The 25,510-nt window shown below is 61.1% G+C and carries 22 protein-coding genes; 17 read left to right on the top strand and 5 right to left on the bottom strand.

Going from position 1 to position 25,510, the window contains the following annotated elements; genetic code table 11:
• Nucleotides 1-272 precede the first annotated feature (272 nt).
• Nucleotides 273-1,451 (top strand): ATP-binding protein, encoded by a 1,179-nt coding sequence (locus tag ADJ70_RS02910; protein WP_253273218.1) that lies wholly within the window; start codon nucleotides 273-275, stop codon nucleotides 1,449-1,451.
• 522 nt (nucleotides 1,452-1,973) lie between these two features.
• Here ADJ70_RS02910 and ADJ70_RS15055 read toward each other — a convergent pair.
• From ADJ70_RS15055 to ADJ70_RS02930, 5 genes are all read right to left on the bottom strand, one after another.
• Nucleotides 1,974-2,525: a hypothetical protein gene (locus ADJ70_RS15055; protein ID WP_216597305.1), complete on the bottom strand. Its 552-nt coding sequence runs from the start codon at nucleotides 2,523-2,525 to the stop codon at nucleotides 1,974-1,976.
• A 99-nt stretch (nucleotides 2,526-2,624) separates the two neighbouring features.
• Entirely contained in the window at nucleotides 2,625-3,125 is a 501-nt protein-coding gene (locus ADJ70_RS15060) for a hypothetical protein (RefSeq protein ID WP_216597306.1), read from the bottom strand.
• A 1,312-nt stretch (nucleotides 3,126-4,437) separates the two neighbouring features.
• Entirely contained in the window at nucleotides 4,438-6,702 is a 2,265-nt protein-coding gene (pflB, locus tag ADJ70_RS02920) for a formate C-acetyltransferase (RefSeq protein ID WP_050343341.1), read from the bottom strand.
• Between the two features lie 24 nt (nucleotides 6,703-6,726).
• Nucleotides 6,727-7,470: a pyruvate formate-lyase-activating protein gene (gene pflA, locus ADJ70_RS02925; protein ID WP_050343343.1), complete on the bottom strand. Its 744-nt coding sequence runs from the start codon at nucleotides 7,468-7,470 to the stop codon at nucleotides 6,727-6,729.
• A gap of 154 nt (nucleotides 7,471-7,624) precedes the next feature.
• A complete protein-coding gene (locus ADJ70_RS02930) occupies nucleotides 7,625-8,326 on the bottom strand; it encodes a Crp/Fnr family transcriptional regulator (protein ID WP_050343345.1) in 702 nt (233 codons plus the stop codon).
• 328 nt (nucleotides 8,327-8,654) lie between these two features.
• On the opposite strand from ADJ70_RS02930, the gene hydE reads away from it, so the two are divergent.
• From hydE to ADJ70_RS03010, 16 genes are all read left to right on the top strand, one after another.
• A complete protein-coding gene (gene hydE, locus ADJ70_RS02935) occupies nucleotides 8,655-9,776 on the top strand; it encodes a [FeFe] hydrogenase H-cluster radical SAM maturase HydE (protein ID WP_050343347.1) in 1,122 nt (373 codons plus the stop codon).
• Nucleotides 9,777-9,829: 53 nt separating this feature from the next.
• On the top strand, nucleotides 9,830-11,296 hold the full coding sequence (gene hydG / locus ADJ70_RS02940; RefSeq protein ID WP_050343348.1) for a [FeFe] hydrogenase H-cluster radical SAM maturase HydG: 1,467 nt from the start codon (nucleotides 9,830-9,832) through the stop codon (nucleotides 11,294-11,296).
• 9 nt (nucleotides 11,297-11,305) lie between these two features.
• Complete coding sequence (hydF, locus tag ADJ70_RS02945; RefSeq protein WP_050343350.1) at nucleotides 11,306-12,544, top strand: [FeFe] hydrogenase H-cluster maturation GTPase HydF; 1,239 nt, start codon at nucleotides 11,306-11,308, stop codon at nucleotides 12,542-12,544.
• Between the two features lie 234 nt (nucleotides 12,545-12,778).
• Entirely contained in the window at nucleotides 12,779-13,342 is a 564-nt protein-coding gene (gene efp, locus ADJ70_RS02950; protein WP_050343352.1) for an elongation factor P, read from the top strand.
• A gap of 152 nt (nucleotides 13,343-13,494) precedes the next feature.
• Entirely contained in the window at nucleotides 13,495-13,857 is a 363-nt protein-coding gene (locus ADJ70_RS02955) for an Asp23/Gls24 family envelope stress response protein (protein WP_050343353.1), read from the top strand.
• Between the two features lie 5 nt (nucleotides 13,858-13,862).
• A complete protein-coding gene (locus ADJ70_RS15610; protein WP_172674431.1) occupies nucleotides 13,863-14,831 on the top strand; it encodes a transcription antitermination factor NusB in 969 nt (322 codons plus the stop codon).
• A 1-nt stretch (nucleotide 14,832) separates the two neighbouring features.
• Nucleotides 14,833-15,147 (top strand): exodeoxyribonuclease VII small subunit, encoded by a 315-nt coding sequence (locus tag ADJ70_RS15260; protein WP_050343356.1) that lies wholly within the window; start codon nucleotides 14,833-14,835, stop codon nucleotides 15,145-15,147.
• Between the two features lies 1 nt (nucleotide 15,148).
• On the top strand, nucleotides 15,149-16,045 hold the full coding sequence (locus ADJ70_RS02970; protein WP_083443767.1) for a TlyA family RNA methyltransferase: 897 nt from the start codon (nucleotides 15,149-15,151) through the stop codon (nucleotides 16,043-16,045).
• Between the two features lie 167 nt (nucleotides 16,046-16,212).
• Complete coding sequence (locus ADJ70_RS02975; RefSeq protein WP_050343358.1) at nucleotides 16,213-17,064, top strand: NAD(+)/NADH kinase; 852 nt, start codon at nucleotides 16,213-16,215, stop codon at nucleotides 17,062-17,064.
• The gene (locus ADJ70_RS02980) at nucleotides 17,061-18,683 is read left to right on the top strand and encodes a DNA repair protein RecN (RefSeq protein WP_050343360.1); all 1,623 of its coding nucleotides are present in this window, start codon (nucleotides 17,061-17,063) and stop codon (nucleotides 18,681-18,683) included. Before ADJ70_RS02975 ends, ADJ70_RS02980 begins: the two co-directional genes overlap by 4 nt.
• Nucleotides 18,684-18,740: 57 nt before the next feature.
• Nucleotides 18,741-20,405: a CTP synthase gene (locus tag ADJ70_RS02985; RefSeq protein WP_050343362.1), complete on the top strand. Its 1,665-nt coding sequence runs from the start codon at nucleotides 18,741-18,743 to the stop codon at nucleotides 20,403-20,405.
• Entirely contained in the window at nucleotides 20,371-21,366 is a 996-nt protein-coding gene (locus ADJ70_RS02990) for a site-specific tyrosine recombinase (RefSeq protein ID WP_050343363.1), read from the top strand. Before ADJ70_RS02985 ends, ADJ70_RS02990 begins: the two co-directional genes overlap by 35 nt.
• Nucleotides 21,367-21,725: 359 nt before the next feature.
• Nucleotides 21,726-22,157, top strand: a complete 432-nt coding sequence (locus ADJ70_RS02995) for a division/cell wall cluster transcriptional repressor MraZ (protein ID WP_050343366.1) — start codon at nucleotides 21,726-21,728, stop codon at nucleotides 22,155-22,157.
• Nucleotides 22,158-22,168: 11 nt separating this feature from the next.
• A complete protein-coding gene (rsmH, locus tag ADJ70_RS03000; RefSeq protein ID WP_083443768.1) occupies nucleotides 22,169-23,131 on the top strand; it encodes a 16S rRNA (cytosine(1402)-N(4))-methyltransferase RsmH in 963 nt (320 codons plus the stop codon).
• A 135-nt stretch (nucleotides 23,132-23,266) separates the two neighbouring features.
• Nucleotides 23,267-23,695, top strand: a complete 429-nt coding sequence (locus ADJ70_RS03005; protein ID WP_050343370.1) for a hypothetical protein — start codon at nucleotides 23,267-23,269, stop codon at nucleotides 23,693-23,695.
• Nucleotides 23,696-23,767: 72 nt separating this feature from the next.
• On the top strand, nucleotides 23,768-25,510 hold the full coding sequence (locus ADJ70_RS03010; RefSeq protein ID WP_083443769.1) for a penicillin-binding protein 2: 1,743 nt from the start codon (nucleotides 23,768-23,770) through the stop codon (nucleotides 25,508-25,510).

The raw sequence follows: 25,510 nt of genomic DNA on the forward strand, positions 1-25,510 counted from the left end.
GAGAGCGTCGCACAGGACAGCGGCACTTGGTCCATTCTTATCATAGGGGTCCGTGGGTGCAGACGACGTTTATGCGAACGGGGGAGAGTGCATCGACGGACGGCTCGCAAGGCTCAGTTACAGCTGCGGTGTGGCTTCTGAAAAACAAGGAGTCGCTGGTCTCCTCTCGTTCCTTCGCAGCCTGCGCCAAAGGCACTTCATGACTTGCGAACAACCAACTTCCCTTCTATCTTGAACGGTAGTGTTCGGTGTGCACAGAAGGAGGCTGGAGCTTGATTGCCAGAAGCATGGAAGAGATAGCCCTCAAGATGGCCGGGTGGTTTCCCGTTGTGTCCGTCACGGGACCGCGCCAAAGCGGTAAGTCAACGCTCGTGAGGAAGGTCTTTTCTGAGTATGACTATGTCAACCTCGAGAACATTGACACGCGAGAAGCGGCACTCGCTGACCCCGTGGGTTTCATACGCGATCGTCCGCAGCGTCTGGTCATCGATGAGGCGCAGCTGGCGCCCGAGCTCTTCAATATGATTCAAGTCGTATCGGACGAGACGGGCGAGCCGGGGCAATACATTCTGTCGGGCTCTCAAAACTTCCTTTTGCTCAGGAGTATCACGCAGTCGCTGGCTGGGCGTGTGGGTCTGCTTCGGCTTATGCCGTTGTCTTTTGCTGAGGCTCGAGCTGAGCAGGGCGACTTAGGCCTCGATGACTTCATGCGAAAGGGCGGATACCCGCGACTATACGATAGGAAGATTCCAGCACGTGTGTACTACGACGGGTATGTCTCGACCTATCTGGAGCGTGACGTCGCGGGTTATCTGGATGTCAGGAACATTCGCCAGTTCGAGACGATGCTGCGGCTCGTCGCCCAGACGGCCGGTGGACTCCTTAACATCACGCGCCTTGCGCAGGATGCGAGTGTGTCAAGCAAGACGGCACGGGAATGGTTGTCGATACTCGAGTCGAGCTACATCATCTTCCTGCTGCCACCATACTTCGCCAACATTCGCAAGAGGCTTGTCAAGACTCCAAAGCTATATCTCAACGATACCGGTCTGCTCTGCCATCTCTTGGGTATACGCTCTTTCGAGCAGCTGCGTGATAGTCCCATGAGAGGTGCCGTATTCGAAAACCTTATTATCGCCGAGTCGATGAAGCAATATCTTAATGCGGGTGTCGTGCCCGAGATGTACTTCTATAGAGATTCCCGGGGTAAGGAAGTCGACCTCGTCGATCTTACGAATGCACCCAAGCTTGTGGAGATCAAGTCCTCGAGGACGTTCAGAGGTACATTCAGTGCCACGGTCAACGAGCTTGCCTCACTTGTGCCGGGTGGCGTCCCCAAGGAGTGCCGCTACGTGGTTATGCGGCGTGACGATGATATTGTGGTCGGAGATGTTCAGGTAGTCTCCGCCGAAAGCTGGCTCTTGAGGTGTCCCGACGTCTCGTATCGCTAGACTGATGAACCTGCCCAGATTCCCTAGATGAGGTGATGCCAGGTTCGTGAGTTCGTGTGGGTGGTTGCGTCACCTCCCTGGTGGCGTGGGCCTCAGGTCTGAGCCCCATGGCATTACGGGGACCATGGGGCCGTCGATGTCGTGGGGCCCGTGGCCCCGCCCGGTCGCGCGAGCGGGCGGGGCCACGGGAGTGTACACAGATCGGTGGAAATGGCCCCTCGGCGCCGTTTTGGGGCATTCGTGTACACTGTTGCGTCGCGAGCTGCGTCGGGTGGCGCGAGCGGCTCAACCACCATGGTGTGCCGGTGCCCCCTCGGTGGTCGCCTCTTCCCTGGTCGGAAACAGGCTCTGCGCGACAGGCTCTGCGCGAGTGGTGCTGCCTGCCGCTAGGTTGGCGTTTTCACTGAGACGTCAACCCACACAAGCCTCCGAAAAGCCTTCTTAAGGACCTCTAGTGTGACCTAAGGCCAAGGTGAGCCATTGCCTTACGGATCGTGTCAATGCTTACCGGATTCCAATGCTCTACCAGACCCTCACGAGTTTGGCATCGTAGAGCCACGGTCCATACGACATGAGCTTGCCAGATCTACGCCAGACAACTCTTCCCGTCACCGTTACCGTTTTACCGACATGGCTCGCAAACCACTTCTGTGGCTCATTCCACCATGTATTGTAGCCACGTCCAAGCCACTTGACCAAATCGAGACTGTTCGTCGTTTCCGTGGGAGTTGTGTCTACCGTGCTCGGTGGGATATTACGAATGGTCAACGGCCTCTGGAGCTGCACGCTGTAGGCAGTGCCATCAAAGTCTTGCAGGGACTCTGCAACCGCTTTCCCCGTGACGGTTATGGTGTCACCGTCGTTCACGCTCGTCGGGTTCCTATCAATGGCGGCCCTAACCTCGGCCTCCCTGCGCTGGGAATCGGTCTGCCCGCTGCGAGCGCTCACGGCGTAGAACGCGACACCCTCGCCGGACCAACCGTCCCTGATCAGATTGTCGTATTCTGTCTTGTCCGTTGTGAGGAGGTGGGTTCCCGCCTTGAGCCACCTGTTGTAGAGCCTCCACACCGACACACCGCCACCACTATAGAACGCGACGCCCTCACGGTTCCAGCCGGCCCTACCGAGCGCATCGTACTCTTTGCGGTCGCTCGTGAGCAGGTGATCACCGCTCTACCTGTTGTAGAGGCGCCAGACCGGGTTCGAGCCCGAGCTTGGTGCTGCCCATGCGGTGCCCTCGCCCGACCAGCCCACCTTGCCGAGGCTGTTGTACTCGGTCCTGCTCGTGGTATAGAGGTGCTCTCCCGACCATCTGTTATAGAGGCGTAAGACGTCCTGGGTGGCAGCAGCGAGGGTAGCCGCGTCCGACTCCATGCTGTTTTGAGACGCGGTGTCCTCGCCGGTCTCCTCGGGCTTTTCGCTGGGGGGCGTGATGGCTTCTTCAGCCGATCCGGCCACGTCCACCCCTGGCGCGCCCTCTGGTCCCAGGTCTGTCATCGTTTCGGCTCCCTGCTCACCGATGGTCGCTTCCACCTGGCCCATGTCTGTATCAGCCCACGCCAGCTGCGGGAGCAGAGTAGCAAGGCCGATCACGCACACGCATGCCATGGCACGAACCCATGTTACCTTGCAGGTCGTGCCTCCGACCCGTCCCGGCTGACCCATAGCGCTCATGTTATCTCCTATCGCTTGCGTTGTACGGATGCTGAAAGGATAACCTTTTGTGCGTGTCTGGGATGACCTGTGGGGGCGAGCGCACCAATGAGTCGGATGAGCGGCATGTCTATCTCCAACAGATCTGTGGTGCCTGTATCTCACGCAAGCTAATGACTTGCATACAAAGTGCGCCTTTCCGTCACGTTGTCGCCCGGAGGGGGCGCAAGGCAACCGCCCGCCAGGATGCGGGGCACTATGGAAAATGGCCCAACTGGGCAAACGCGCCCGGGCAACCGCCCGCCAGGCTGCGGGGCGGGTTGCGCCGGGGCCCCGAACTTCGGCTTGGGGTCTGGCCTCACGGAAAGGCGCACTCTGCGCGACCGCTCGCGTACAGACTGCGCCTTTCCGTGAGGTGCTGGGTGCAGACTGCGCTTTTCCGTGAGGCCCAACATGCAGAATGCGCTTTTGCGTGAGGCCCAACGTACAGAATGCGCTTTTGCGTGAGGCCCAACGTACAGACTGCGCTTTTGCGTGAGGCGGCTCGACGTTTGCCCAGGTGAGGAAAAGCGCACTCTACGGAAAAGCGCATTCTGCAACCCGTGCCGTACGGAAAAGCGCATTCTGGCGGCACGATCTCACGGAAAGACGCACTCTGCGGGAGTAGCGGGGACAGAGTGCGCCTTTCCGTGAGGCCCAACATGCAGACTGCGCTTTTGCGTGAGGCGGTGAGCACAGAATGCGCTTTTCCGTGAGGCAGCGGACACAGAATGCGCTTTTGCGTGAGGCGGCTCGACGTTTGCCCAGGTGAGAAAAGGCGCACTCTACGGAAAAGCGCATTCTGCAACCCGTGCCGTACGGAAAAGCGCATTCTGGTGGCACGATCTCACGGAAAGACGCATTCTGCGGGAGTGGCGGGGACAGACTGCGCCTTTCCGTGAGGCCCAACATGCAGAGCGCACTTTTCCGTGAGGCCCAACTTACAGAATGCACTTTTCCGTGAGGCCCAACATACAGAATGCGCCTTTCCGTGAGGCGGTGAGTACAGACTGCACTTTTCCGTGAGGCCCAACGTGCAGGCTGCGCCTTTCCGTTACGTCGTTGCTCAGAGAAGGTGTGGGACAACCGCCCGCCAGACTGCGGGGGGGTTGCGCCAAGTGACCTCGAGTCCCGCGAGGTGCGCACTACCACTGCGCACTACCGCTTCGCACGATCGTGATCGCCTCGAAGCATCCAAAAAGGGCACCCGCCTTGTTACTGCGGGTGCCCCAAAGGTCACATGTCAGCTAGCCCTTACAACGGCGCTGCGCCAGCCCTTCTGCCAGAACTATCCTTACATATGGTCGTGGCAGGTGCGCGCGATGACGTCGAGCTGCTGCTCGCGGGTGAGGTCGATGAACTTCACCGCATAGCCGGAGACTCGAATCGTGAAGTTGGCGTACTCGGGCTTCTCGGGATGCTCCATGGCGTCCTTGAGCTTGTCCACACCGAAGACGTTCACGTTCAGGTGATGTGCGCCGGCGGTAAAGTAGCCATCCATGACGTGCACGAGGTTGACCTTGCGCTGCGTGTCATCGGTACCCAGTGCGCTCGGGTTGATGGTCTGGGTGTTGGAGATACCATCAAGCGCGTACTCGTAGGGGAGCTTTGCCACGGAATTCAGCGAGGCCAGAAGCCCGTTCTGCTCTGCGCCATAGGAGGGGTTCGCACCCGGTGCGAAGGGCGTGTAGGCCTTGCGACCGTCGGGAAGGGCACCTGTCGCCCTGCCGTACACCACGTTCGAGGTGATGGTGAGGATCGAGGTCGTGGCCTCGGAGTTGCGGTAGGTGTGGTATTTCCTAAGCTTGGTCATGAAGGTCTTGAGCAGCCACACGGCGAGGTCATCGGCGCGTGCGTCGTCGTTGCCGTAGCGGGGGAAGTCGCCCTCGACCTCGAAGCCCGTGGCAACGCCGCTCTCGTCGCGCACTGCTTTGACCTTGGCATACTTGATGGCGCAGAGCGAATCGACCACGTGCGAGAATCCCGCGATACCCGTCGCGAAGGTACGCCTTACGTCGGTGTCGATGAGGGCCATCAGAGCCGACTCGTAGTAGTACTTGTCATGCATGTACTGGATGAGGTCCAGGATGTTGACGTAGAGCCCGGCCAGCCAGTCCATCATCAGGTCGTACTTGTGCATGACCTCATCGTAGTCGAGGTACTCGGAAGTGATGGGGGCGTACTCGGGACCCACCTGCATGTGCTTGCCCTGCTTGTCCAGGAACTTCTCGTCCTTACCGCCATTGATGGCATAGAGCAGGCACTTGGCGAGGTTGGCGCGAGCGCCGAAGAACTGCATCTCCTTGCCGGTCTCTGTGGCCGAGACGCAGCAGCAGATGCTGTAGTCGTCACCCCAGATGGGACGCATGACATCGTCGTTCTCGTACTGGATCGAGGACGTCTCGATGGAGATCTTGGCCGCGTACTGGCGGAAGTTCTCGGGGAGCATCTCGGAGTAGAGCACTGTGAGGTTGGGCTCGGGCGCGGGACCCATGTTCTCGAGCGTGTGCAGGAAGCGATAGTCGCTCTTGGTCACCATGTGACGCCCGTCCATGCCCAGGCCCGCCATCTCGAGGGTCGCCCATACGGGGTCGCCGGAGAAGAGCTGGTTGTAGGAGGGGATGCGGGCGAACTTGACCATGCGGAACTTCAGGACCATGTGGTCGATGAGCTCCTGGGCCTCGGTCTCGGTGAGCTTGCCGGCCTTGAGGTCGCGCTCGATGTAGATGTCCAGGAAGGTCGAGATGCGGCCCACGGACATGGCGGCGCCGTTCTGGGTCTTGATGGCAGCAAGGTAGCCAAAGTAGAGCCACTGCACGGCCTCGTGAGCATCCTTGGCAGGCGCGGAGATGTCATAGCCGTAGATCTTGGCCATCTCCTTCATGCCCTTCAGGGCGCGAATCTGATCGGCGATCTCCTCCCTCAGACGGATAATGTCATCGGTCATGGTGCCGTTGCCGCAGTTGAGAAGATCCTCCTGCTTCTTGGCGATGAGGAAGTCGATGCCGTAGAGGGCCACCCTGCGGTAGTCGCCCACGATGCGGCCACGCCCGTAGGTGTCGGGAAGCCCCGTTACGATGTGAGAGTGGCGGGCGGCGCGCATCTCGGGGGTATATGCATCGAAGACGGCCTGGTTGTGCGTCTTATGGTACTCGTTGAAGATCTTGTTGTACTTGTCGTTGATGTGGTAGCCGTAGTTCTCGGCTGCCTCCTGCGCCATCTTGATGCCGCCATAGGGCATGAAGGCGCGCTTCAGGGGCTTGTCGGTCTGCAGGCCGACTACCTTCTCGAGCTCCTTCATCGACTCGTCGATGTACCCAGGGCCGTAGGCCGTGAGACTCGACACGACCTCGGTCTCGCAGTCGAGAACACCGTCATGCTTGCGCTCCTCGGCCTGGAGTTCCTGCAGGCGACCCCAGAGCTTGTCAGTCGCCTCGGTGGGGCCGGCGAGGAAGCTCTCGTCGCCCTCGTACTGGGTGTAGTTGCGCTGGATGAAGTCGCGCACGTTGACATCATCCACCCAGTGGCCGCCGGTAAAGCCGTTCCATGCCTCTTGCATCTCATACCTCCTTGGTATAAGGTCCTAACGCGTCGCGTCTCCTGCGCCCTGCAGGATCCGCTCCGCATTTCTCACACGCTCGACCGCTGGGGGCTTGGTGTCCCTCAGGGTGTAAGGGATTCCTAACTCATCCCATTTATATATACCCAGACTGTGGTAGGGAAGAACGTCTATACGTTTGACATTTGAGAGTCCCTTGATGAACTCCCTCGTGAGACGCAGGTAGTCATCATTGTCGGTGATGCCGGGCACCAGTACGTGCCGTATCCAGATGGGCTTGCCGATCTGCGAGAGGTAACTAAGCCCATCGAGGATGTTGCGGTTGTCGCAGCCCGTGAGCTTCTTGTGCTCAATGGGATCGATGTGTTTGATATCGACGAGCAGAAGATCTGTGTCGCGCATCAGCGCCTCGAAGGTACCAAAGAAGGGCTGCTCTCTGGTAAAGGGCTGTAGGGCTGTGTCGATGCAGGTGTTGATGTTGCGCTGCTTTGCCTTGTGGAGAAGCTCGCGCACGAAGTCGATCTGCAACAAGGGCTCACCGCCACTCACGGTGATGCCGCCCTCCTTACCCCAGTAGCCCCGATAGCGCTCCGCCTGGTCCAGGAGTTCGTCCGCACTCATGAGCGAGCCCTTGGTCTTGCCCCAGGTGTCAGGGTTATGACAGTAGCGACAGCGCATCTCACAGCCCTGTAGGAATATGAGGTAGCGCACGCCGGGACCATCGGCCGACCCAAACGACTCGCATGAGTGAACCCTACCCTGCAACATCTAAGCACCCCATACATGAAAAAGTAAAGGACCATCTGATGTGTGCGACTATAGCCTGGTCACCATATCTGGGTCTATGATTACAATCAAGTTACAGGATTTATTTTTGGTCGGGGACGTGGGAGCTCCTGCTGCGGACGCTGTTGCTGCGAGGCTACTCAATAGAGGCGGACACGTCCCTGAGGCCCTGATGGTTGACTATCTGTATTCGGCCCCTGCCGAGGCGCGCAACGAGGCCCTTTCGTTCGAAGGTCGTGAAGGTGCGCGAGACCGTCTCGGGCCTGAGGCTGATGGAGCGCGCGATGTCATCGAGTCTGAGGTCTATCTCTTCGCCTAGGCAGCGGGCGTCGCGGTGCAGGAGATACTCGGCGAGCCTGCGTTTGGGGTCGCGGATACTCAGCATCATGAGCTTCTCCTCTGCTCCGTCGAGCTCGGTGCTGAGGATGTGGATGAGATCCATGGCAACGTCAGGGTGTAGCGTAAGTATCTGCTCGAAGGCCGCTCGACGGATGGTGCACAGCGAAAGCTCTGTCAGGCAGGCCACCGAGTAGTGGTAGCTGCGATCATCGAGGAATATGCCGTGCCAAATCGCCTGCCCGTCATGCAGCACGTCCAAGACGTACTCCTCGCCGTCGGCATCGATGCGAAAGATCTTTATCTTGCCCCTCTGCACGATCAGCACCGAGTCGATGGGGTCACCCTCGTGTACGAGTATGGTGCCCTTGGGGTGGGAGGATTGTACGGCGCATAGGAGCAGTTCCTGTTGGGTTGCCTCAGGAAGCTTGGAAAGCAGGGGGACGTGACGTATGCAGCTCGCGCCTGTGTGCCTACAGTCGAAATCGTCTTGCCGTCTCATCTCGTGCCGACCATCCCGTCATCAGGCCCGGGGACGGGGCGCCCATCTCCCGGTGCTTGCCCACCACGTATATGCTAGATATGTTAGCCGTTTCTGATCATGTTAGCTGTCTCTTATCGAGAATTCACTGGCCAGCATCCTCCTGTCCCAATGAGCATAAGCTGCGGCCGTCGCCCGAGATCCGCCGTGTCGATCCATAGCGTGTGTCAAGGTCCTCTTGGGGGCACAGTTGTTTGTGAGCCCGGCTTACCTGACTCTGCGCTAAGATGGGGCTGCGATCCAACACCGAGCGTTTTGCGCAGGTTGTAGTTGACGCGAAGGAGCATATATGGTAAACGCTGCTGCCCTCAGCCTCGTAGACCAGCTGGCCGAGAGGCACTCCCTGTCGCTGGGAGACTACCAGAGGCTCATCGAGGCATTCTCTCCGGACCTTGCAGCCCACGCTGCCGCACGCGCCGACGTCCAGCGTCGCAGGTATTTTGGTAACGCCGTCTTCGTCCGTGGGCTCATCGAGATATCCAACTACTGTAGGAACGACTGCTACTACTGCGGCATTCGTCGCAGTGACAGTGGGATTCGGCGCTACCGCCTGACGCCCACCCAGATCCTCAGCTGTTGTGACAGGGGGTACGAACTGGGCTTCAGGACCTTCGTCTTGCAGGGAGGGGAGGATGCGTTGTTCGATGACGCGCGGCTCGTCTCGCTTATCTTGCGGGTTAAGCGCTCCCACCCTGACTGTGCCGTCACGCTCTCGCTGGGCGAGCGCTCGTACGAGAGCTACCGAAGGCTCTTTGATGCGGGGGCCGATCGCTATCTTTTGCGCCACGAGACGGCGACGCCTGCCCACTACGCCCGTCTCCATCCGCGCAGTCTCTCGCTTGAGCACCGCCTCAGCTGCCTGCGCAACCTCAAGGATATCGGCTTTGTCGTGGGGGCCGGCTTTATGGTGGGCTCGCCCTACCAGGGCCGTGCCGAGCTCGCCGCAGACCTCAAGCTCATCGAGACGCTTCACCCACAGATGTGTGGCATTGGGCCGTTCGTGCCGCATCACGCGACGCCGTTTCGCGACTTCCCACGAGGCTCGGCAGAGCTGAGCTGCTACCTCCTGTCGCTGTTGCGCCTCATCAAGCCCGACCTCCTGCTGCCCGCGACGACAGCGCTTGCCTCCATCGATCCCAGAGGGTGTGAGAGGGGTATCCTTGCGGGTGCGAATGTCATCATGCCCAATCTCTCGCCCAAGGAGGTGCGTGGTGACTATGCGCTCTATGACCACAAGGCCTCCACGGGCGTCGAGGCAGCGGAGGGGCTGCACGAGCTCTCGAGGCGCATGGAGGCGATCGGTTTTCGCGTGGTCGTTGACAGGGGAGATCCACCCCCACCCCTGTGCCCATCCCGCGTTGGCGCTCGGCATGCCCATGGCGCTCCCGCGCAGGCCAAGCCGGTCACATAGTCACATAGATACCAGTCAGGAGAGGAATACCAGGTAAGGAGAGGAAGCACCACATGACAGAGAAAGCACAGAGCTGCGCGTACGACCCAAGCTCGTCTCGCGCCGATGAGTTCATCAACCACCAGGAGATCTTAGATACGCTTGCCTTCGCGGATGAGCATAAGCATGACCTGAGGCTCATTGACAAGATCCTTGACAAGGCACAGCCCAACCTCAACCCCGCGCGCGACCACTGCAGCGTGCTCTCGCATCGCGATGCGGCCGTGCTCCTTGCCTGTGACATCCCAGAGGTCAATGAGAGGATCAAGGGACTCGCCCGTCAGATCAAGCTTGCCTACTACGGCAACCGCATCGTGCTCTTTGCCCCGCTCTACCTCTCGAACTACTGCGTCAACGGGTGCCTGTATTGCCCCTACCACGCCAAGAACCGTGACATAGCTCGCCGCAAGCTCTCCCAGGACGAGATTCGCGAGCAGGTCATCGCCCTGCAGGACATGGGTCACAAGCGCCTCGCCATCGAATCGGGGGAGGATCCCGTCATGAGCCCCATCGAGTACATACTCGAGAGCATGAAGACGATCTACTCCGTCAAGCACAGAAATGGTGCCATCAGGCGCGTCAACGTGAACATCGCGGCGACCACGGTCGATGAGTACCGCATGCTCAAGGAGGCCGAGATAGGCACCTACATCCTCTTCCAAGAGACCTACCATAAGGAGTCCTATCTCGCGCTCCATCCCACTGGGCCCAAGCACGATTACGATTGGCACACGGAGGCCATGGACCGTGCCATGGAGGGCGGCATAGACGACGTGGGCCTGGGTGTCCTCTTTGGGCTGGAGAAGTACCGCTATGAGTTCGTGGGGCTGCTCATGCACGCCGAGCACCTAGAGGCTGTCTGGGGCGTGGGTCCCCACACCATCAGCGTGCCGCGCGTGAAGCCTGCCATGGACATCGATCCCGCATCATTTGATGACGGGCTCTCGGACGACATGTTCGAGAAGATCATCGCGCTCATACGCATCGCGGTTCCCTACACCGGCATGATCATCTCGACGCGCGAGAGCCAGGCCGTGCGCGAGAAGGCCCTGCAGTACGGTATCAGTCAGATCTCGGGCGGCAGTCGCACGAGTGTGGGCGGCTACGAGGAAGAGGAGCGCCCCCATGACACCGAGCAGTTCGACGTCTCTGACCAGCGAACGCTCGATGAGGTCATTCATTGGCTCATGGAGTGCGGCCACATCCCCTCGTTCTGCACGGCTTGCTATCGAGCCGGGCGTACGGGCGATCGCTTCATGAGCTTCTGCAAGAGCGGTCAGATCCTCAACTACTGCCAGCCTAACGCGCTCATGACGCTCGACGAGTACCTCATGGACTACGCCTCGCCCACGACGCGCTCGCTCGGTCGCAGCCTGATCGCACGTGAGCTCACGCGAATCCCCGACGCCAGGGTGCGACGAGTCACCAGGGAGCACCTGAGTGCCATCGAGAGCTCGAACGCCCGAGACTTCAGGTTCTAGGTGGCGCCTATGAGCCTCAATGACACGCCCTCGTCCGAGCGTACGCGCATAGGCTTCTTTGGCCTGCGCAACGCTGGCAAGTCCAGCTTGGTGAACGCCGTCTGCGCACAGGAGGTCTCTGTGGTGTCGCGCATCAGCGGTACGACGACGGACCCCGTTCGTAAGTCGATGGAACTCTTGCCCTTGGGTCCCGTGGTGATCGTGGACACGCCGGGCATCGATGATGCGGGGGAGCTGGGGAAGCGGCGTGTGGAGCGTGCCCGCGCGGAGCTCGAGAACTGCGACATCGCGGTGCTGGTGGTGGACGCTACGCGCGGCTGGAGTCCCGCCGATCGCGCCCTCGCCGCCCTCGCCGAGACGTGCAAGGTGGTGCGGCTCACCGTCTGGAGCAAGGCAGATCTCCTCGATGGTGAGACGCGTCGGCGCCTGGCGGGCGAGCCTGGGGCGCTTCTCGTGAGCGCGCGTGACGGCAGCGGTGTGAACGCGCTCAAGGAGCGCCTGGCACGCCTTGTCAGGCCTCAGCCGCCGCGTCCGGTTGTGGCAGACCTCGTTGGTACCGGTGAGCTTGTCATCCTGGTGATACCCATCGACGGCTCCGCGCCCAAGGGTCGGCTCATTTTGCCTCAGCAGCTCGTCTTGCGCGAGCTGCTGGAGGCGCACGCAGTGGGCGTGTGCACCCGTCCTGAGGAGCTTTCGGCCACAATGGGGCGCCTGGGAGGGCGTCCTCGCCTCGTGATCTGTGACTCGCAGGTCTTTGCCGAGGTTGCGCGTGCGGTTCCGAGGGACGTCACGCTCACGTCATTCTCTATCCTCATGGCTCGCCATAAGGGCGAGCTTGCGGCCTATGCGCGTGGTGCAAAGCGACTGGCACGACTTGCGGGATCATCCCGGGTTCTTATCAGCGAGGGTTGCACCCATCACCGCCAGTGCCAGGACATCGGTACGGTGAAGCTGCCCCTGTGGATAGAGGGCTACATTGGCGCGCGTCCGCACTTCGAGTTCACGTCGGGCGCAGAGTTTCCCCATGACCCATCCGGCTTCGACCTCGTGGTGCACTGCGGTGCCTGCATGCTTGGTCAAAGGGAGATGGCGCGTCGCATACGTGCCTGCGAGGGGGCAGGCGTGCCCATCATCAACTACGGTCTGGCCATCGCCCAGATGAGGGGCATCCTGACCCGCAGCCTTGAGGCCTTCCCTGGCGTAGGCGCGCTCTTTCAGGCTGAGGGCGAGGGGGGCGACACGTCATAGGCATGTGGCTGGCGACCTTGGCGCGCTCGGGGATGGCGATGGGGTGGTACAGCGGTCCTCTGATGGGCTGCGCCGCGCGAGGCAGCCCGTCTGTGTCGCAGGCCTGATGGATGCCCCCTGTCGTTGCGCCAGAAGAGGGCGACAGCACAGGGGGCGTTGGGCTATACTTTCTCCCCATGGCATACGCGCGTCGCTCGCACCGTGGCGTGAACAGATCGAGAAGGAGAGCTTCTTGTGGCAACTATCAGCACCGCAGACTTCAGGAACGGCATGGGTCTCAAGATCAACGGCAAGTACTACACCATCGTCGAGTTTCAGCATGTGAAGCCAGGCAAGGGAGGTGCCTTCGTCCGTTACAAGATCAAGGACCTGCAGAGTGGCCGTACCATTGACCAAACCTGCAACGCTGGCAGCAAGTTCGAGAACGTACAGCTCATTACCCGAGAGATGCAGTATCTCTACAACGACGGTACGTCCTACTATTTCATGGATAACGAGACCTTTGACCAGATTCCCGTCTCTGAGGGCTTTATCGGGGAAAACGCCCAGTGGCTCAAGGAGAATGACAACTGCCAGCTGCTCTACGCCGACACCGAGCTCCTTGGCGTGAACCCGCCCATGTTCATAGAGGCTGAGATCACGAGCACCGATCCTGGCTTCAAGGGTGACACCGTCCAGGGAGGCACGAAGCCCGCGACCATCGAGACCGGCGCCACCATCCAGGTTCCCATGTATCTCAATCAGGGGGAGAAGGTCAAGGTCGATACCCGTACGGGCAAGTTCGTCTCGCGAGTCTAGCGGACTCTTGCGGCGAGAGCCCAAGACCCTGTATGGAGTGAAGGGCGTATATCCGGTCGTGCCCGCTCTGCGCACCCTCCTGCGGTTATACTGGTGTGGGGCAGCATACCGTCTCGGGCTTCTCGTGTGCCCGTCGTGTCGAAAGGATCCACATGAGCGCAACTGAACTCTTCATATCTGGGATTGGTATCTCGAGGGGCGTTCTCTCGACCATCGTCGCCCATGCCGTCGAGAAGGTCGAGGGTGTCGTTCGCGTGGGCGGCAACGACATCGCGTCAAGCCTCGTGTCGGCGTTCACGAGCAGGAGCGTGACGCCTGATGCCGCCGTCGAGTCAAGTGTCGAGGATGGTGAGCTGCGCATCGTCGTGCACCTCGCGGTGTTCTACGGGTACCCTTTCACCAAGCTCGCGGCGGACGTGCGCAATGCCGTTGTTGTTGCCATTCATGAGCAGGTGGGCGTCGAAGTGTCAGCGGTGGACGTGTGCATCGATAGCCTTATGTTTCCCAAGGAGTAGCGCCTGTGTCGAGAACTTCCTTTCGTGGCCGGACGCTGGCGCGGAGCCAGGCCGTGCAGATGCTGTATCAGGCAGAGTTCACGGGCAGGAGCGTGCGAGAGGTACTTTCGGGCGAGTATGTGATCTCGGGCGTGTTTCCGGGCGAATACGCGATAAGCGGGGTGATCGCCGGGAGGGAGAACTCTGCCGAAGACCCCGACGACGGGAGGATCTGGGTCTGGGAGCAGTGGCCGCAAAGCAGCTCTTGTAGAGGATCCAAGGGTGACGCAGGTGACTATGTGCGTGTGAGGCTGCGGCGCGGCAAGGACAAGGGAACGCTCATCGTGCGTCCGAAGAGCTTCAGGATCTTGGTCTGGGACAGCCTGCGTGATGGCTACGTCATGGCGCTCTTTCGAAAGGGAGAACCCTTGATCCTCGACGTGGGGCCACGGGAGTGCGGCATCAGCGATGATCACTCGGGCAGGTACTTGATTGACAATGCCGCAGGTCTCGTAGATGGCTATGCCAAGGAGCTGGCCCTTGGAACCGGCGAGATCGTCGGTTGCCTTGACCATATCCTGAACGCCTCATCCCCCAACTGGGGCGTCTCTCGCATGCCCTCGCTCGATCGCAACCTGCTCAGGCTTGCGCTCTTCGAGATGCTCGAGGTGGATACCGTGGACATCTCAGTGGCCATCGACGAGTGCGTGGAATTGGCGAAGTCGTATGGTACAGACGAGTCATCGCGCTTCGTGAACGGTCTGCTCGGCACGATCGCCTCGCAGATCAAGGCGGGCATCGACGTCCTCGGCCTCGCGCGGGAGGAACTTGATCGAAAGGCGGCGGAGGCTGTCGAGGGCGACGAGGGCGCTGGACCGAGAGGGGACGAGCCCGCAGGGGACGCCAGCGACGATGCGATCTCGCTTGTCGGCGCACCTCTGAGCGTCCTTGCGTCGGCCTCGCCTGACAGCTTAGGTAGTCAGGGAGGCAGCTAGGGTGACAAAGCGGCAGGGCTCCTCCTGCGGGAGCTTCGAGCAGATAACCGATAGGCTCGATGAGATCATCGGCATCGTCAAGGACAAGAACACCTCCCTCGAGCGCTCGCTCGACCTCTTCGACGAGGCCATCGTCCTTGGCTCTCAGGCCGTCGACATGGTCGACATGACCAACTTCACCGCCGAGGAGAAGGCAAAGCTTCGTGACGGAAGCTCACGACCAAAGCGGTCGAAAAAGTCTGCTGGTGGCGCCAGAGACGTACAGGCTCCAGAAACCTCTGGCACCGTGGATGGCGAAGTCTCCCGGGAGAGCTGACATGCCCAAGGGAAGGCGCCTCGACGAGGAGCTGGTTGCCCGCGGCTTCTTTGCGACGAGGGAAGAGGCCCTGCGCTCCATCATGGCGGGTGAGGTCTCGACCGCAGGAAGGCGGCTCGAGTCTGCGGGTGAGCGTGTGGCCGCAGATACCGTGATCCACCTCAGGGGTAGGTCGGCCTACGTGAGCCGTGGCGGCCTCAAGCTCGAGCGTGGCCTCGAGGCCCTTGGTGTGGGCCCTACGGGTAAGGCCTGCCTTGACGTGGGCTGCTCCACGGGAGGCTTCACGGACTGCCTCCTTAGGCATGGCGCTGCCTCGGTCCTGGCGGTTGACGTGGGCTATGCGCAGTTTGACTGGTCACTGCGGCAGGACCCGCGCGTTGAGCTCCTGGAGCGTACCAACATTGTCGACGTACCCTCGCCCAAGCGCGCAGGCACCATTGACCTTGCCGTCTGCGACGTCTCCTTTACCTCGATACGGACGATCCTGCCTGCGGTCATGGAACTGCTTATGGAGGAGGGCTTACTTCTTGCCCTTGTGAAGCCTCAGTTCGAGGCTGGCCGCTCTGAGGTCGGAAAGGGTGGCATCGTAAGTGATCCTGTCGTTCAGCTGCGCGCCCTCAAGAAGGTTGCCGGGGCCTTTTGCGAGGCTGGCCTCGTCCCCGTGGCCGCCTGCCCAAGCCCTATCTGCGGCCATAAGGGCAATCGCGAATTTCTTCTTTTGGGTGCAAGGACGTCGTCGCAGGGGGCGCATGTCCCTCAATGTGGTCGTCCCCACCAGGAGGCGAGCGCTCCTGTGGCGCTTGACCTCAAGGCGCTCGTATATGACGATGCCTGCGTCCGTGTGGTGGACGTGCACGCGTGCCCCGCAGAGTCTGGGGTAGGAGAAAAGGGGGGCTAACTGGGCGGGTAGTCGTATAGGCTCGTACCTCGCACCTTGTGGGGACACGAGGGCGCCACGCTCCCACAAGACGAGGCTCTCGTGGCATGCGCGCCACCTCGCCTGGTGATACACTGCATCTGTCCGGTCCAGCCGCCGCACGAGCGGCCACGCAAGAAGGCGGTGCCATGAAGGTCCTGCTCGTTCCCAACTACTCGCGCCCCGATGCCGTCGATGACGCAAGCCGTCTGGCGGACTGGCTCAATGGTAGGGGCGTCGAGCTGCAGTGGGCTCCCGACATGAAGCTTCATCCGAACGAAGGCGTCGACACAGATGGAGTCGACCTCGTTGTCTCGCTGGGTGGTGATGGGACGCTCCTCAGGGCCGCGCGCATCGTCGAATACTCCGAGATTCCCATGCTTGGCCTCTCCTATGGGCATTTGGGCTTTCTCACCTGCGGTGGCCCGGATGACCTCTTCGAGATCGTGCAGGCCGCGCTTGTGGGCCAGATGCATGCCTCGCATCGGGCGACCCTTGACATAGAGGTCTGCTTCTCCAAACCGGACGGCTCCGAGCTGGTCGAGCGACGCTTCGCCCTCAATGACCTGGCACTCACCCGTGGTGTGAAGGGTGACATGATAGCCTTTGACGTCGCGGTGTCGGGCCATCACATCGATCGGCTGCGCGGTGACGGCTTTGTGGTCTCGACGGCAACGGGCTCGACCGGTTACGCCCTGGCTGCGGGTGGCCCCATCGTGACACCTGAGTTCGATGGCATGATCTGCGTCCCCGTGGCCCCGCACTCCATCAGGGCGAGGGCGTTCCTCACGTCCCCGACAGATGTCGTGGAGATCACGATGAGTCACGAGCGCCGCTCCGAGCGTCTGTTCTTTTCTGATGGCCAGCCGATGGGAGTGGGGCTTGTCGGCGAGCGGGCCCGGATCAGGCGGGGGCCAGGCGACATCATCCTACTCGACCGCAGCGTCAAGAGCTTCTACCGAAGCGTCTCACGCGTCTTCTATGGGGACAGCCGCACATGATCGACGAACTTTCCGTACATGACGTCGCCCTCATCCATGAGGCGACGCTTGAGCCCGCAGATGGCCTCACGGTGCTCACGGGTGAGACCGGTGCCGGTAAGACGGCGCTCCTCTCGGCCATTAAGCTCCTCATGGGGGAGAGGGCAGACGCAGGTGCCGTGCGTGAGGGCTCGGAGGGGCTCCTCGTCGAGGGACGGGTGTATCTCAAGGGAGGGGACCCGGATGGGACCGTCGTGAGTCGCAGCGTGGGAGCCGACGGTCGCGGCCGCGTGCGCATCGACGGTCGCGTCGCATCGGTGAGGGAGCTGGCCGAAGGGGTGGGCGCCTCCATCGATCTCTGTGGTCAGCACGAGCACCAGAGGCTCATGAGGAAAGAGACCCACGTCGAGCTCCTCGATGCCTGGGCGCAGGCTGAGGTCAGCTTGGCCCGTGACGCCTACGAGAAAGCCTTCGCGGAGGCGCGCCGTGCCGAGGCCGAGCTCAGGCAGAGGCGCGAGATGAGCGAGGCGGCAGACTCACAGGTTGACGAGGCAGCGTTTATCCTCTCACGCATCGACGAGGTCGCACCCCAGGAGGGCGAGTACGAGGAGCTTGAGGATGCCCTGCCCACGGCGGAGCACGCCGAGACGCTCCTGCGCACGGCCTCGGGCGTTCATGAGGCGCTGAGCGGGGACGATGGTGTGATCGACACGATCTCGGGGCTTGTCCGGGAGTTGCGCGAGGCCGCCGTCCTCGACCGGCGTCTGGAGAGACGAGCTGACGCGCTCGAGAGTTCGCTCATCGACATCGAGGACACGGCAGGCGAGCTCAGGCGCTATCAGGACGGCATAGACCTCGACGAGGGGTCGCTCGCACGGATGCAGGAGCGCATGAGCCAGCTGCAGGGACTCCTGCATAGTTACGGACCACGCATGCAAGAGGTCTTCGAGAGGCGTCAGAGGGCCGCAGAACTCGTTGATTCCGCGCGCAACGGTACGGAGCACGTGCGTGCCGCCGCAGAGGCGCTTGCGGCTGCCGAGAGTAGGCTTGAGGCGGCTGCAGACAGGCTCGACCGCGCGCGCGGAGAGGCTGCCCCTCGCCTTGCCGGAGCCATCAATGAGCAGATGCGCTTCCTCGAGATGGGCACGGCAGAGGTTGAGGTCAGTATTGTCCGGCGACCCCGCAGCGAGTGGACGCAGGAGGGTCCCAGCACGGTTGAGCTCATGTACCGTCCCGCTGCGGGGCTCTCGGCCAGGCCGCTTCGCAAGATCGCCTCGGGGGGCGAGGTCAGTCGTGTGATGCTTGCCTGTAAGGTGGTCCTGGGCAAGGCGGATGGTATCGAGACACTCGTTTTCGACGAGGTCGATGCTGGTGTGGGCGGATCGACGGCGCTTGCCTTGGCGCAGGTGCTCGCGCGGCTCGCCGCCACGCATCAGGTCATCGTCGTCACCCACCTGGCTCAGGTCGCCGTTGCGGGCGGATGCCACTACCTCGTCTTGAAGAGTGGGGGAAAGCTGCCCGAGACTACGCTCAGACGCATTGACGGCGAGGCTCGTGTGCGCGAGGTCGCCCGCATGCTCTCTGGAGATGAGAGCGATGTGTCGATTGCCCATGCCAGGCAGATGCTCGCCGATGCGTAAGGCTATCATAGAGACCCGTAGAAGTGACGGTTTGGCTCTTACGGGAGGGCAAGGCTCATGACCAAGCATATCTTCGTTACCGGTGGGGTCGTCTCCTCTCTGGGCAAAGGCATTACGGCGGCCTCACTGGGGCGCCTTCTCAAGTCTCGCGGCTACAAGGTCATGATGCAGAAGGCCGACCCGTACCTTAACGTCGATCCCGGCACCATGAGCCCCTTTCAGCATGGCGAGGTGTTCGTGACCGAGGACGGCAAGGAGACCGATCTCGACCTTGGTCACTACGAGCGCTTCATCGACGAGAATCTCACGCGTGAGTCCAACTTTACGACGGGCCTCATCTATCAGTCACTGATCAGCCGGGAGCGTGCCGGTGACTTTTTGGGTGGCACGGTCCAGGTCATCCCGCATGTCACCAACGAGATCAAGAGTCGCTTTTTGCGCATCGAGGAGCAGACTCAGGCCGATGTCGTGATCACTGAGCTCGGCGGTACCATAGGCGATATCGAGGGCCAGTCCTTCGTGGAGGCCATTCGGCAGTTTCGCAAGGATAAGGGATCCGGCAATACCCTCGTGATACATGTGAGTCTCGTGCCCTACATCGCCGCCGCCCATGAGGTCAAGACCAAGCCGACGCAGCACTCCGTGAAGGAGCTGCGCTCCATGGGCATCTACCCAGACCTCATCGTCTGCCGCTCTGACCACGAGGTGGAGGCGGAGATACGCGCCAAGATAGCCCATTTCTGCGACGTGGACGAGGACTGCGTCTTCGAGAACTCGGACTGTCCCTCTATCTACGATGTGCCCGCACACCTTGCTGACCAGGGCTTCGACACAAAGGTGCTCTCAAAGCTTGGTCTTGAGCGGCGCGAGAGCGACCTCGCCGACTGGACTGACTTCACGGACTGCATGCACGTGGCGAATGCCCGAGACGATACCGTCCGGATCAAGGTTGTCGGCAAGTACGTCAAGCTGCCCGACGCCTACCTCTCCGTCATCGAGGCGCTACGCCACTCCGGCGTCCACTATGGGCGCCACGTCAGCATCGAGCTCGTCGATGGGGAGGAGCTCGACGCGTCCACCATCGATGAGGTTCTCGCAGGTGCCGATGGCATCCTCGTGCCTGGAGGCTTCGGCCAGCGCGGTGTCGAGGGCAAGATCCTCTCGGCTGAGCGCGCGCGCACCAGAAGGATCCCCTTTCTGGGCGTGTGTCTGGGACTCCAGATTGCCGTCTCGGAGTTTGCCCGTCATGTCTGCGGCCTCACGGGTGCCAACTCCACCGAGTTTGACCCCGAGTGCGCCTATCCGGTCATCGACCTCATGCCTGACCAAGAGGACGTCACCGACAAGGGAGGTACCATGCGCCTGGGTGCCTACCCGTGCAAGGTCGTGGGCCCGCTCGCCCGGGAGGCCTATGGCGAGGAGCTCATCTACGAGCGCCATCGTCATCGCTATGAGGTCAATAATGCCTTTCGCACGCAGCTGACCGGGGAGGACGGGGGGCTTATCATCGGTGGCCTCTCGCCGGACGACCGCCTCGTCGAGATGATCGAGCTTCCCGAGGGCGAGCATCCATGGTTCGTCGCGAGCCAGGCCCACCCTGAGTTCAAGAGTCGTCCCACCAAGCCCGCCCCGCTCTTTCGCGAGTTCGTGCGTGCCGCGATCGCGCATCACGAGGGCTTGGGGCGCCATGAGATCATGCCGGTTGATCCGGCTGCCCGCTGAGGTGAGGCTGCGCCGTGCGCTCGAGGAGTACCTGAGCTTCCTCTCCGTCGAGAGAGGAAGCTCCAAAAACACCGTAGACGCCTATGCGCGCGACCTCAGGCACTATCTTGGGTTCCTTGAGGGGAGGGCCATCAGCGAGCCCGATGGCGTGAGCCGTCCTGACATCGAGGCGTACCTTGCCTCGCTCGGGGAGTCAGGACATGCCCCCTCCTCCATCCGGCGAGTCGTCTCGGCCATCAGGGGTTTTCACCGCTTCATGCTGCTTGAGCGGCTCTGTGACTCCCACCCCGCAGCAAACCTCGTCCTGCCCAAGAGATCCGAGCGCCTACCTGACGTCATCTCGCGTAAGGAAGCCTTTGAGCTTCTCGACGCACCCTTTGCCCAGGGCAAGGAACCTCGTCCGCAAGCGCGCAAAGACGGGGTTCTTGACTACAGGGGCGTTGCCTGCTTTTACAGAGACAAGGCGATACTTGAGCTGCTCTATGGCTGTGGGCTGCGAGTCTCGGAGCTTTGCGGGCTTGACCTGCGTGATGTGTGTTTGGATGAGGAGATGCTGCGTGTCGTCGGCAAGGGTTCGAAGGAGCGTCTCGTCCCGATTCTGGGTACGGCGAAAGACGCCCTTACCAATTACCTCGATGCGTGGCGTGCCACCCTCGCCGCGCGGGGTAGCCACGGGCCTGCCGTCTTCCTTAGTGTGCGGGGCAGCCGCATCACGCGCCAGGCGGTCCATGCACTCGTCGAACGCTACGGAAGGTACGTCGGCATCAAAGGGCTGCATCCCCACAGCCTGAGACACAGCTTCGCGACCCATCTTTTGGAGGGTGGTGCCGACCTGCGTCTCGTACAGGAACTCCTAGGCCATGCGAGCGTCGTGACCACTCAGCTCTATACCCATGTGGACCGTACTCACATTCGCATGGTCTACCTCGAGGCGCACCCACGCGCACATCCGGGCAGGTAATCACGTACTGTCACACTTTGTTTGGGACGGTCTCCCACCGTTGGGGAGGTAGTGCACTCCTGCGGCCGACATGCTGCGTAGTCAACAAAATACCTATGTCTACCAGCGCATTCATGGCTACTACATATCTAGCACTACTAGATAGTCTCAAATGCATCCTCGATGTTTGTGTTGAAAAACACAGGTTCCCACAAGATGTGGTATCCATAAGGACCCTTTTTTCGTCCGCATGTGCCCCGTGTTACCGTTTGTGTCGCAAAGTGTAGAGGGATGTTGCGAAGTGTCTTCTTTGACCTTATAGTGGGAGTCACGTTTTCAAGAGGGATGGTCTTCCTGCCAAAGAAGAGAGGAGGGAGGGGATGTACCTGACAGGCACCTATGGTCGTAGCCTAGATGCCAAGTCTCGTATCACCCTCCCCGCGACCTTCCGCAAGCAGTTTGACGTCCAGGTTTGCCTGGTTCCTGTTGGGAACGCGCTCTACGGTTTCACTCCCGAGAGTCACCAAGCGTGGATTGCGAGCTTCTTCCCCAACGGGTTTAACCCCCGCAATCGGAAGGACGACAAGCTACGTCGGGCACTCGCCTCGAGGACTGTCACGGTCGACATCGACTCGGCCGGCCGTGTCGCCCTCGGCAAGATCAGGGCCGAGGATATCGCGAGGTGTGGGATCGAGCGTGAGGTGGCAATCGTCGGTAATATCGACCACTTTGAGATCTGGGACTCATCGAGCTTGAGTGAGCAGATGGACGAGCTTGACCAGGATCTCGACGAGTTGATGTTCTCCGAGTAGGGTAGGGCGTCTTGACAGAAGAATATCGGCACGTACCAGTGATGATCGACGAGGTCATCAGGGAGCTTGATCCCAAGCCGGGCGAGGTCGTCTGTGACTGCACCGTAGGTGGGGCAGGTCATTCGATCGAGCTTGCTAAGCGGGTCTCGCCTGATGGCCTATCCATAGGCATAGATCAGGATGACATGGCCCTCAATGCCGCGACCGCTCGCTTCAGGCGAGAGGCCCCCGAGGCACAGGTCAAGCTTCTCAAGGGCAATTTCGCTTCGCTCGACTCGCTCCTCGTCGACGCGGAGGTGCCAGGTGTCGACTGCGTTTTGTTCGACCTTGGCGTCTCCTCACCACAACTCGACATCCCCCAAAGGGGCTTCTCATACCATGAGGACGCCCCGCTGGATATGCGCATGGACCCGGGGATACATACCACAACCGCAGCAGAGGTTATTAACACCAAAAATGAAGCCGACCTCACCCGGATCCTGCGCATATACAGTGACGAGAGCTTTGCCCCGCGCATCGCGCGGGCAATCGTCCGAGAGAGGGAGCGCTGTCCCATCGAGACGACCCTCCAGCTTGCACAAATCGTCAAGGATGCCGTTCCTGCAGCAGCTCGTCGTCAGGGCCATCCCGCCCGCAAGACCTTCCAGGCCCTGCGAATCGAGGTGAACCACGAGTTTGACGCCCTCGAGAGGGGACTTCGCGCGGCGATCCGCTGGGCGAACACTGGCGGCAGGATCTGCGTCATCTCCTATCACTCGCGTGAGGACAGGATCGTGAAGCATGTCTTTGTGGAGATGAGCCAAGCTTGCATCTGTCCGCCGGAACTTCCGGTGTGCGTCTGTGGTTACGTTCCGATACTTAAGGTCAGGACAAAGAAGCCTCTCGTCGCGTCTGATGAGGAGGTCGCGGCCAACCCACGGTCGCGGAGCGCCCGCATGCGCGTGGCCGTCAAGCAAGACGTCACGAACGTGTAGGGTGGTACATGATGCTCCCGGGCTTCGGCCCGCCGCATACCAACGCAGCACCAACGCAACGCAAACGTAGTCTAAACGCAGTACCAACACACCACCACGTACCCCGCAGGGTGCGGCAGCACGAAGGAGCATACGATGGCATACATGGGGTCGGCCGCATATCGCCTCGATCAGCTTGAGACGCAACATCGGCAGGAGGCGCGCGGCTCATTCCGTGTGGTCGAAGGCGGAGGCCTTGATTCACACGTACGAGAAGGGGTCTCGGGGCAGTTTCTCTCGAGGCTCAAGATCTTCGTGGTGTGCGTCATGGCCTTCGTCGCCATCGGTGGGGTTCGCGTGGGTATTTCGGCGGCGACCGTCTCGAGCATGCGCGGCAATATCGCGCTCGAGACCGCCATCTCGAGTGCCCAGAGCCTCAACGCTGACCTTCAGGTTACCAAGTCACAGCTCTCGGCATCGTCGCGCATCAATGACATCGTCACCCAGAACTACGGCATGGTCGACTCAACGAATGCGGAGATCCAGGGGTCTGCAGAGAATGCGCAGTCAGGCTATGGGAGGTAGTGGCTGCGCCGCTTGGCGTAGACTCATCTTGTGAGACGCGAAGACACATACTCAGGCCCCAGCGGGGCGCGGATGCGAGGGGTCCTTTTCGGAGGGGCTCCTCGTTGGCATAGGGATGAGCGTAGCTCTGCGACCCTCGACTCGGCGCGCCTCAATTCCGGCCTGCACTCCCTTGCCATCGTTATCGTCGCCATCACTGCCCTCGTCTGTGCCCGCCTGCTTTGGCTGCAAGTCTTCGATGTCGCGAACCTCAAGGGCAAGGCGGCCTTGAAGCGCCTCAACGTCATCACCATCGAGGCAAAGCGTGGCACCATCTATGACCGTAACGGCAACGTGCTCGCCATGAGCATCGACTGCACGACGATCTACTGCAACCCCCACGAGATCTCGGACAAGGGAACAGCCGCTCGGATTCTCTCCGCTGATCTTGGCGGGGAGGCTTCCTCGTACCTCACGGCGCTTTCGCAGGACACGACCTTCTCCTACGTCAAGATGAAGGTGAACACGGACAAGGCCGACAAGGTCAAGGGTGACCTCGCGAAGAGCGGCATCAAGGGCATCTACTACCTGAGTGACAGTAAGCGCGAGTATCCCTACGGTGACGTCGGTGGTCAGGTGCTTGGCGTCGTCGGCTCTGATGGCGATGGCCTCTCGGGTCTCGAGCACTACTATAACGACGTGCTTGCGGGATCAAACGGCTCGATGACGTTCGAGACGGGCAGCGACGGCACGCCGATTGCGGGCGGCATCAGTGAGACGACCGCCACGAAGAATGGCACCGACATTGTCATATCGCTCGATGTGGACATCCAGAAGGTGGCTGAGGACGCCATCAGGCAAGGTATCGTGAGCTATAAGGCTGAGTCGGGCTCTGTCGTGGTCACCAACCCCAAGACGGGGGAGATCCTCGCGCTGTGCTCGACACCGCTCTTTCGGATCACCGACCTCTCGACCGTCGAGGAGGGGGCGCTGAGCCTCAAGGCCGTCTCGTCATCCTATGAGCCGGGATCGATCTTCAAGCTGCTCACGATGTCCGTGGGCATCGAGGCCGGCCTCATCAGGCCTGACTCGACCTACAGCGTGCCTGCGAAGGTTCGCGTTGGCGGGGACCTCGTGGGTGACGACGACGGCCGAGACTACACGATGAACATGAGCATCAGGGAGATGCTGCGTCGCTCCTCAAACGCTGGGACTGCGCTCGTCACGCAGGACGTCATCGGCGCGAAGAATTTCGCGCAGGGCATAGACCGGTTCGGCATCGGGCAGGTGACGGGCATCGACTACCCGGGCGAGGTGCCAGGCATCGTGAAGACGCACAGCCAGTACGACGGTGCGAGTCTTGGTTCTATGGCCTTCGGTCAGTCTCTCGCCTTCCCGATGATACAGATGGTGAAGGCCGTGGGCGCCATCGCCAACAAGGGCGTGCTCGAGACCCCGCACTTCCTCATCAGCAAGGGTGGCCAGAACGTCAGCTGGGACAGCCCCGGCAGGGCCATCTCGGAGGATACCGCCGAAGAGGTCACGGACATGATGCGCACCGTCGTCCAGGAGGGGACTGCCGTCAAGGCCCAGGTCAAGGGCTATGACATCGCAGGGAAGACCGGCACGGGCGAGCAGGCTGACGAATCGGGCGGCTATGCGAGCAACAAGTACGTCTCGTCGCTCATCGGATTTGCGCCCGCCGGTGACGCGGAGCTCCTCGTCTATGTCGGCCTCAATGGAACGCCATACCTTGCGTCGGGCTCTGCGGCGCCACTCTTCTCGACTATCATGGGACCGTCCCTCATCAACATGAGGGTCAAGCCGAGCGCGTAG

Origin of the sequence: Olsenella sp. oral taxon 807, from assembly GCF_001189515.2 — a bacterium.
GTDB lineage: Bacteria > Actinomycetota > Coriobacteriia > Coriobacteriales > Atopobiaceae > Olsenella_F.

Bases quoted from the DNA above. Each gene is read 5' to 3' on its own strand.
- hydE (WP_050343347.1), top strand. From the start codon at position 8,655: ATGGTAAACGCTGCTGCCCTCAGCCTCGTAGACCAGCTGGCCGAGAGG.
- hydF (WP_050343350.1), top strand. From the start codon at position 11,306: ATGAGCCTCAATGACACGCCCTCGTCCGAGCGTACGCGCATAGGCTTC.
- ADJ70_RS02930 (WP_050343345.1), bottom strand. From the start codon at position 8,326: ATGAGACGGCAAGACGATTTCGACTGTAGGCACACAGGCGCGAGCTGC.
- ADJ70_RS03010 (WP_083443769.1), top strand. From the start codon at position 23,768: ATGCGAGGGGTCCTTTTCGGAGGGGCTCCTCGTTGGCATAGGGATGAG.
- ADJ70_RS02995 (WP_050343366.1), top strand. From the start codon at position 21,726: ATGTACCTGACAGGCACCTATGGTCGTAGCCTAGATGCCAAGTCTCGT.
- ADJ70_RS03005 (WP_050343370.1), top strand. From the start codon at position 23,267: ATGGCATACATGGGGTCGGCCGCATATCGCCTCGATCAGCTTGAGACG.
- pflB (WP_050343341.1), bottom strand. From the start codon at position 6,702: ATGCAAGAGGCATGGAACGGCTTTACCGGCGGCCACTGGGTGGATGAT.
- ADJ70_RS02970 (WP_083443767.1), top strand. From the start codon at position 15,149: ATGCCCAAGGGAAGGCGCCTCGACGAGGAGCTGGTTGCCCGCGGCTTC.
- ADJ70_RS02985 (WP_050343362.1), top strand. From the start codon at position 18,741: ATGACCAAGCATATCTTCGTTACCGGTGGGGTCGTCTCCTCTCTGGGC.
- ADJ70_RS02990 (WP_050343363.1), top strand. From the start codon at position 20,371: ATGAGATCATGCCGGTTGATCCGGCTGCCCGCTGAGGTGAGGCTGCGC.
- hydG (WP_050343348.1), top strand. From the start codon at position 9,830: ATGACAGAGAAAGCACAGAGCTGCGCGTACGACCCAAGCTCGTCTCGC.
- ADJ70_RS02975 (WP_050343358.1), top strand. From the start codon at position 16,213: ATGAAGGTCCTGCTCGTTCCCAACTACTCGCGCCCCGATGCCGTCGAT.
- ADJ70_RS15060 (WP_216597306.1), bottom strand. From the start codon at position 3,125: ATGAGCGCTATGGGTCAGCCGGGACGGGTCGGAGGCACGACCTGCAAG.
- ADJ70_RS02955 (WP_050343353.1), top strand. From the start codon at position 13,495: ATGAGCGCAACTGAACTCTTCATATCTGGGATTGGTATCTCGAGGGGC.
- pflA (WP_050343343.1), bottom strand. From the start codon at position 7,470: ATGTTGCAGGGTAGGGTTCACTCATGCGAGTCGTTTGGGTCGGCCGAT.
- ADJ70_RS02980 (WP_050343360.1), top strand. From the start codon at position 17,061: ATGATCGACGAACTTTCCGTACATGACGTCGCCCTCATCCATGAGGCG.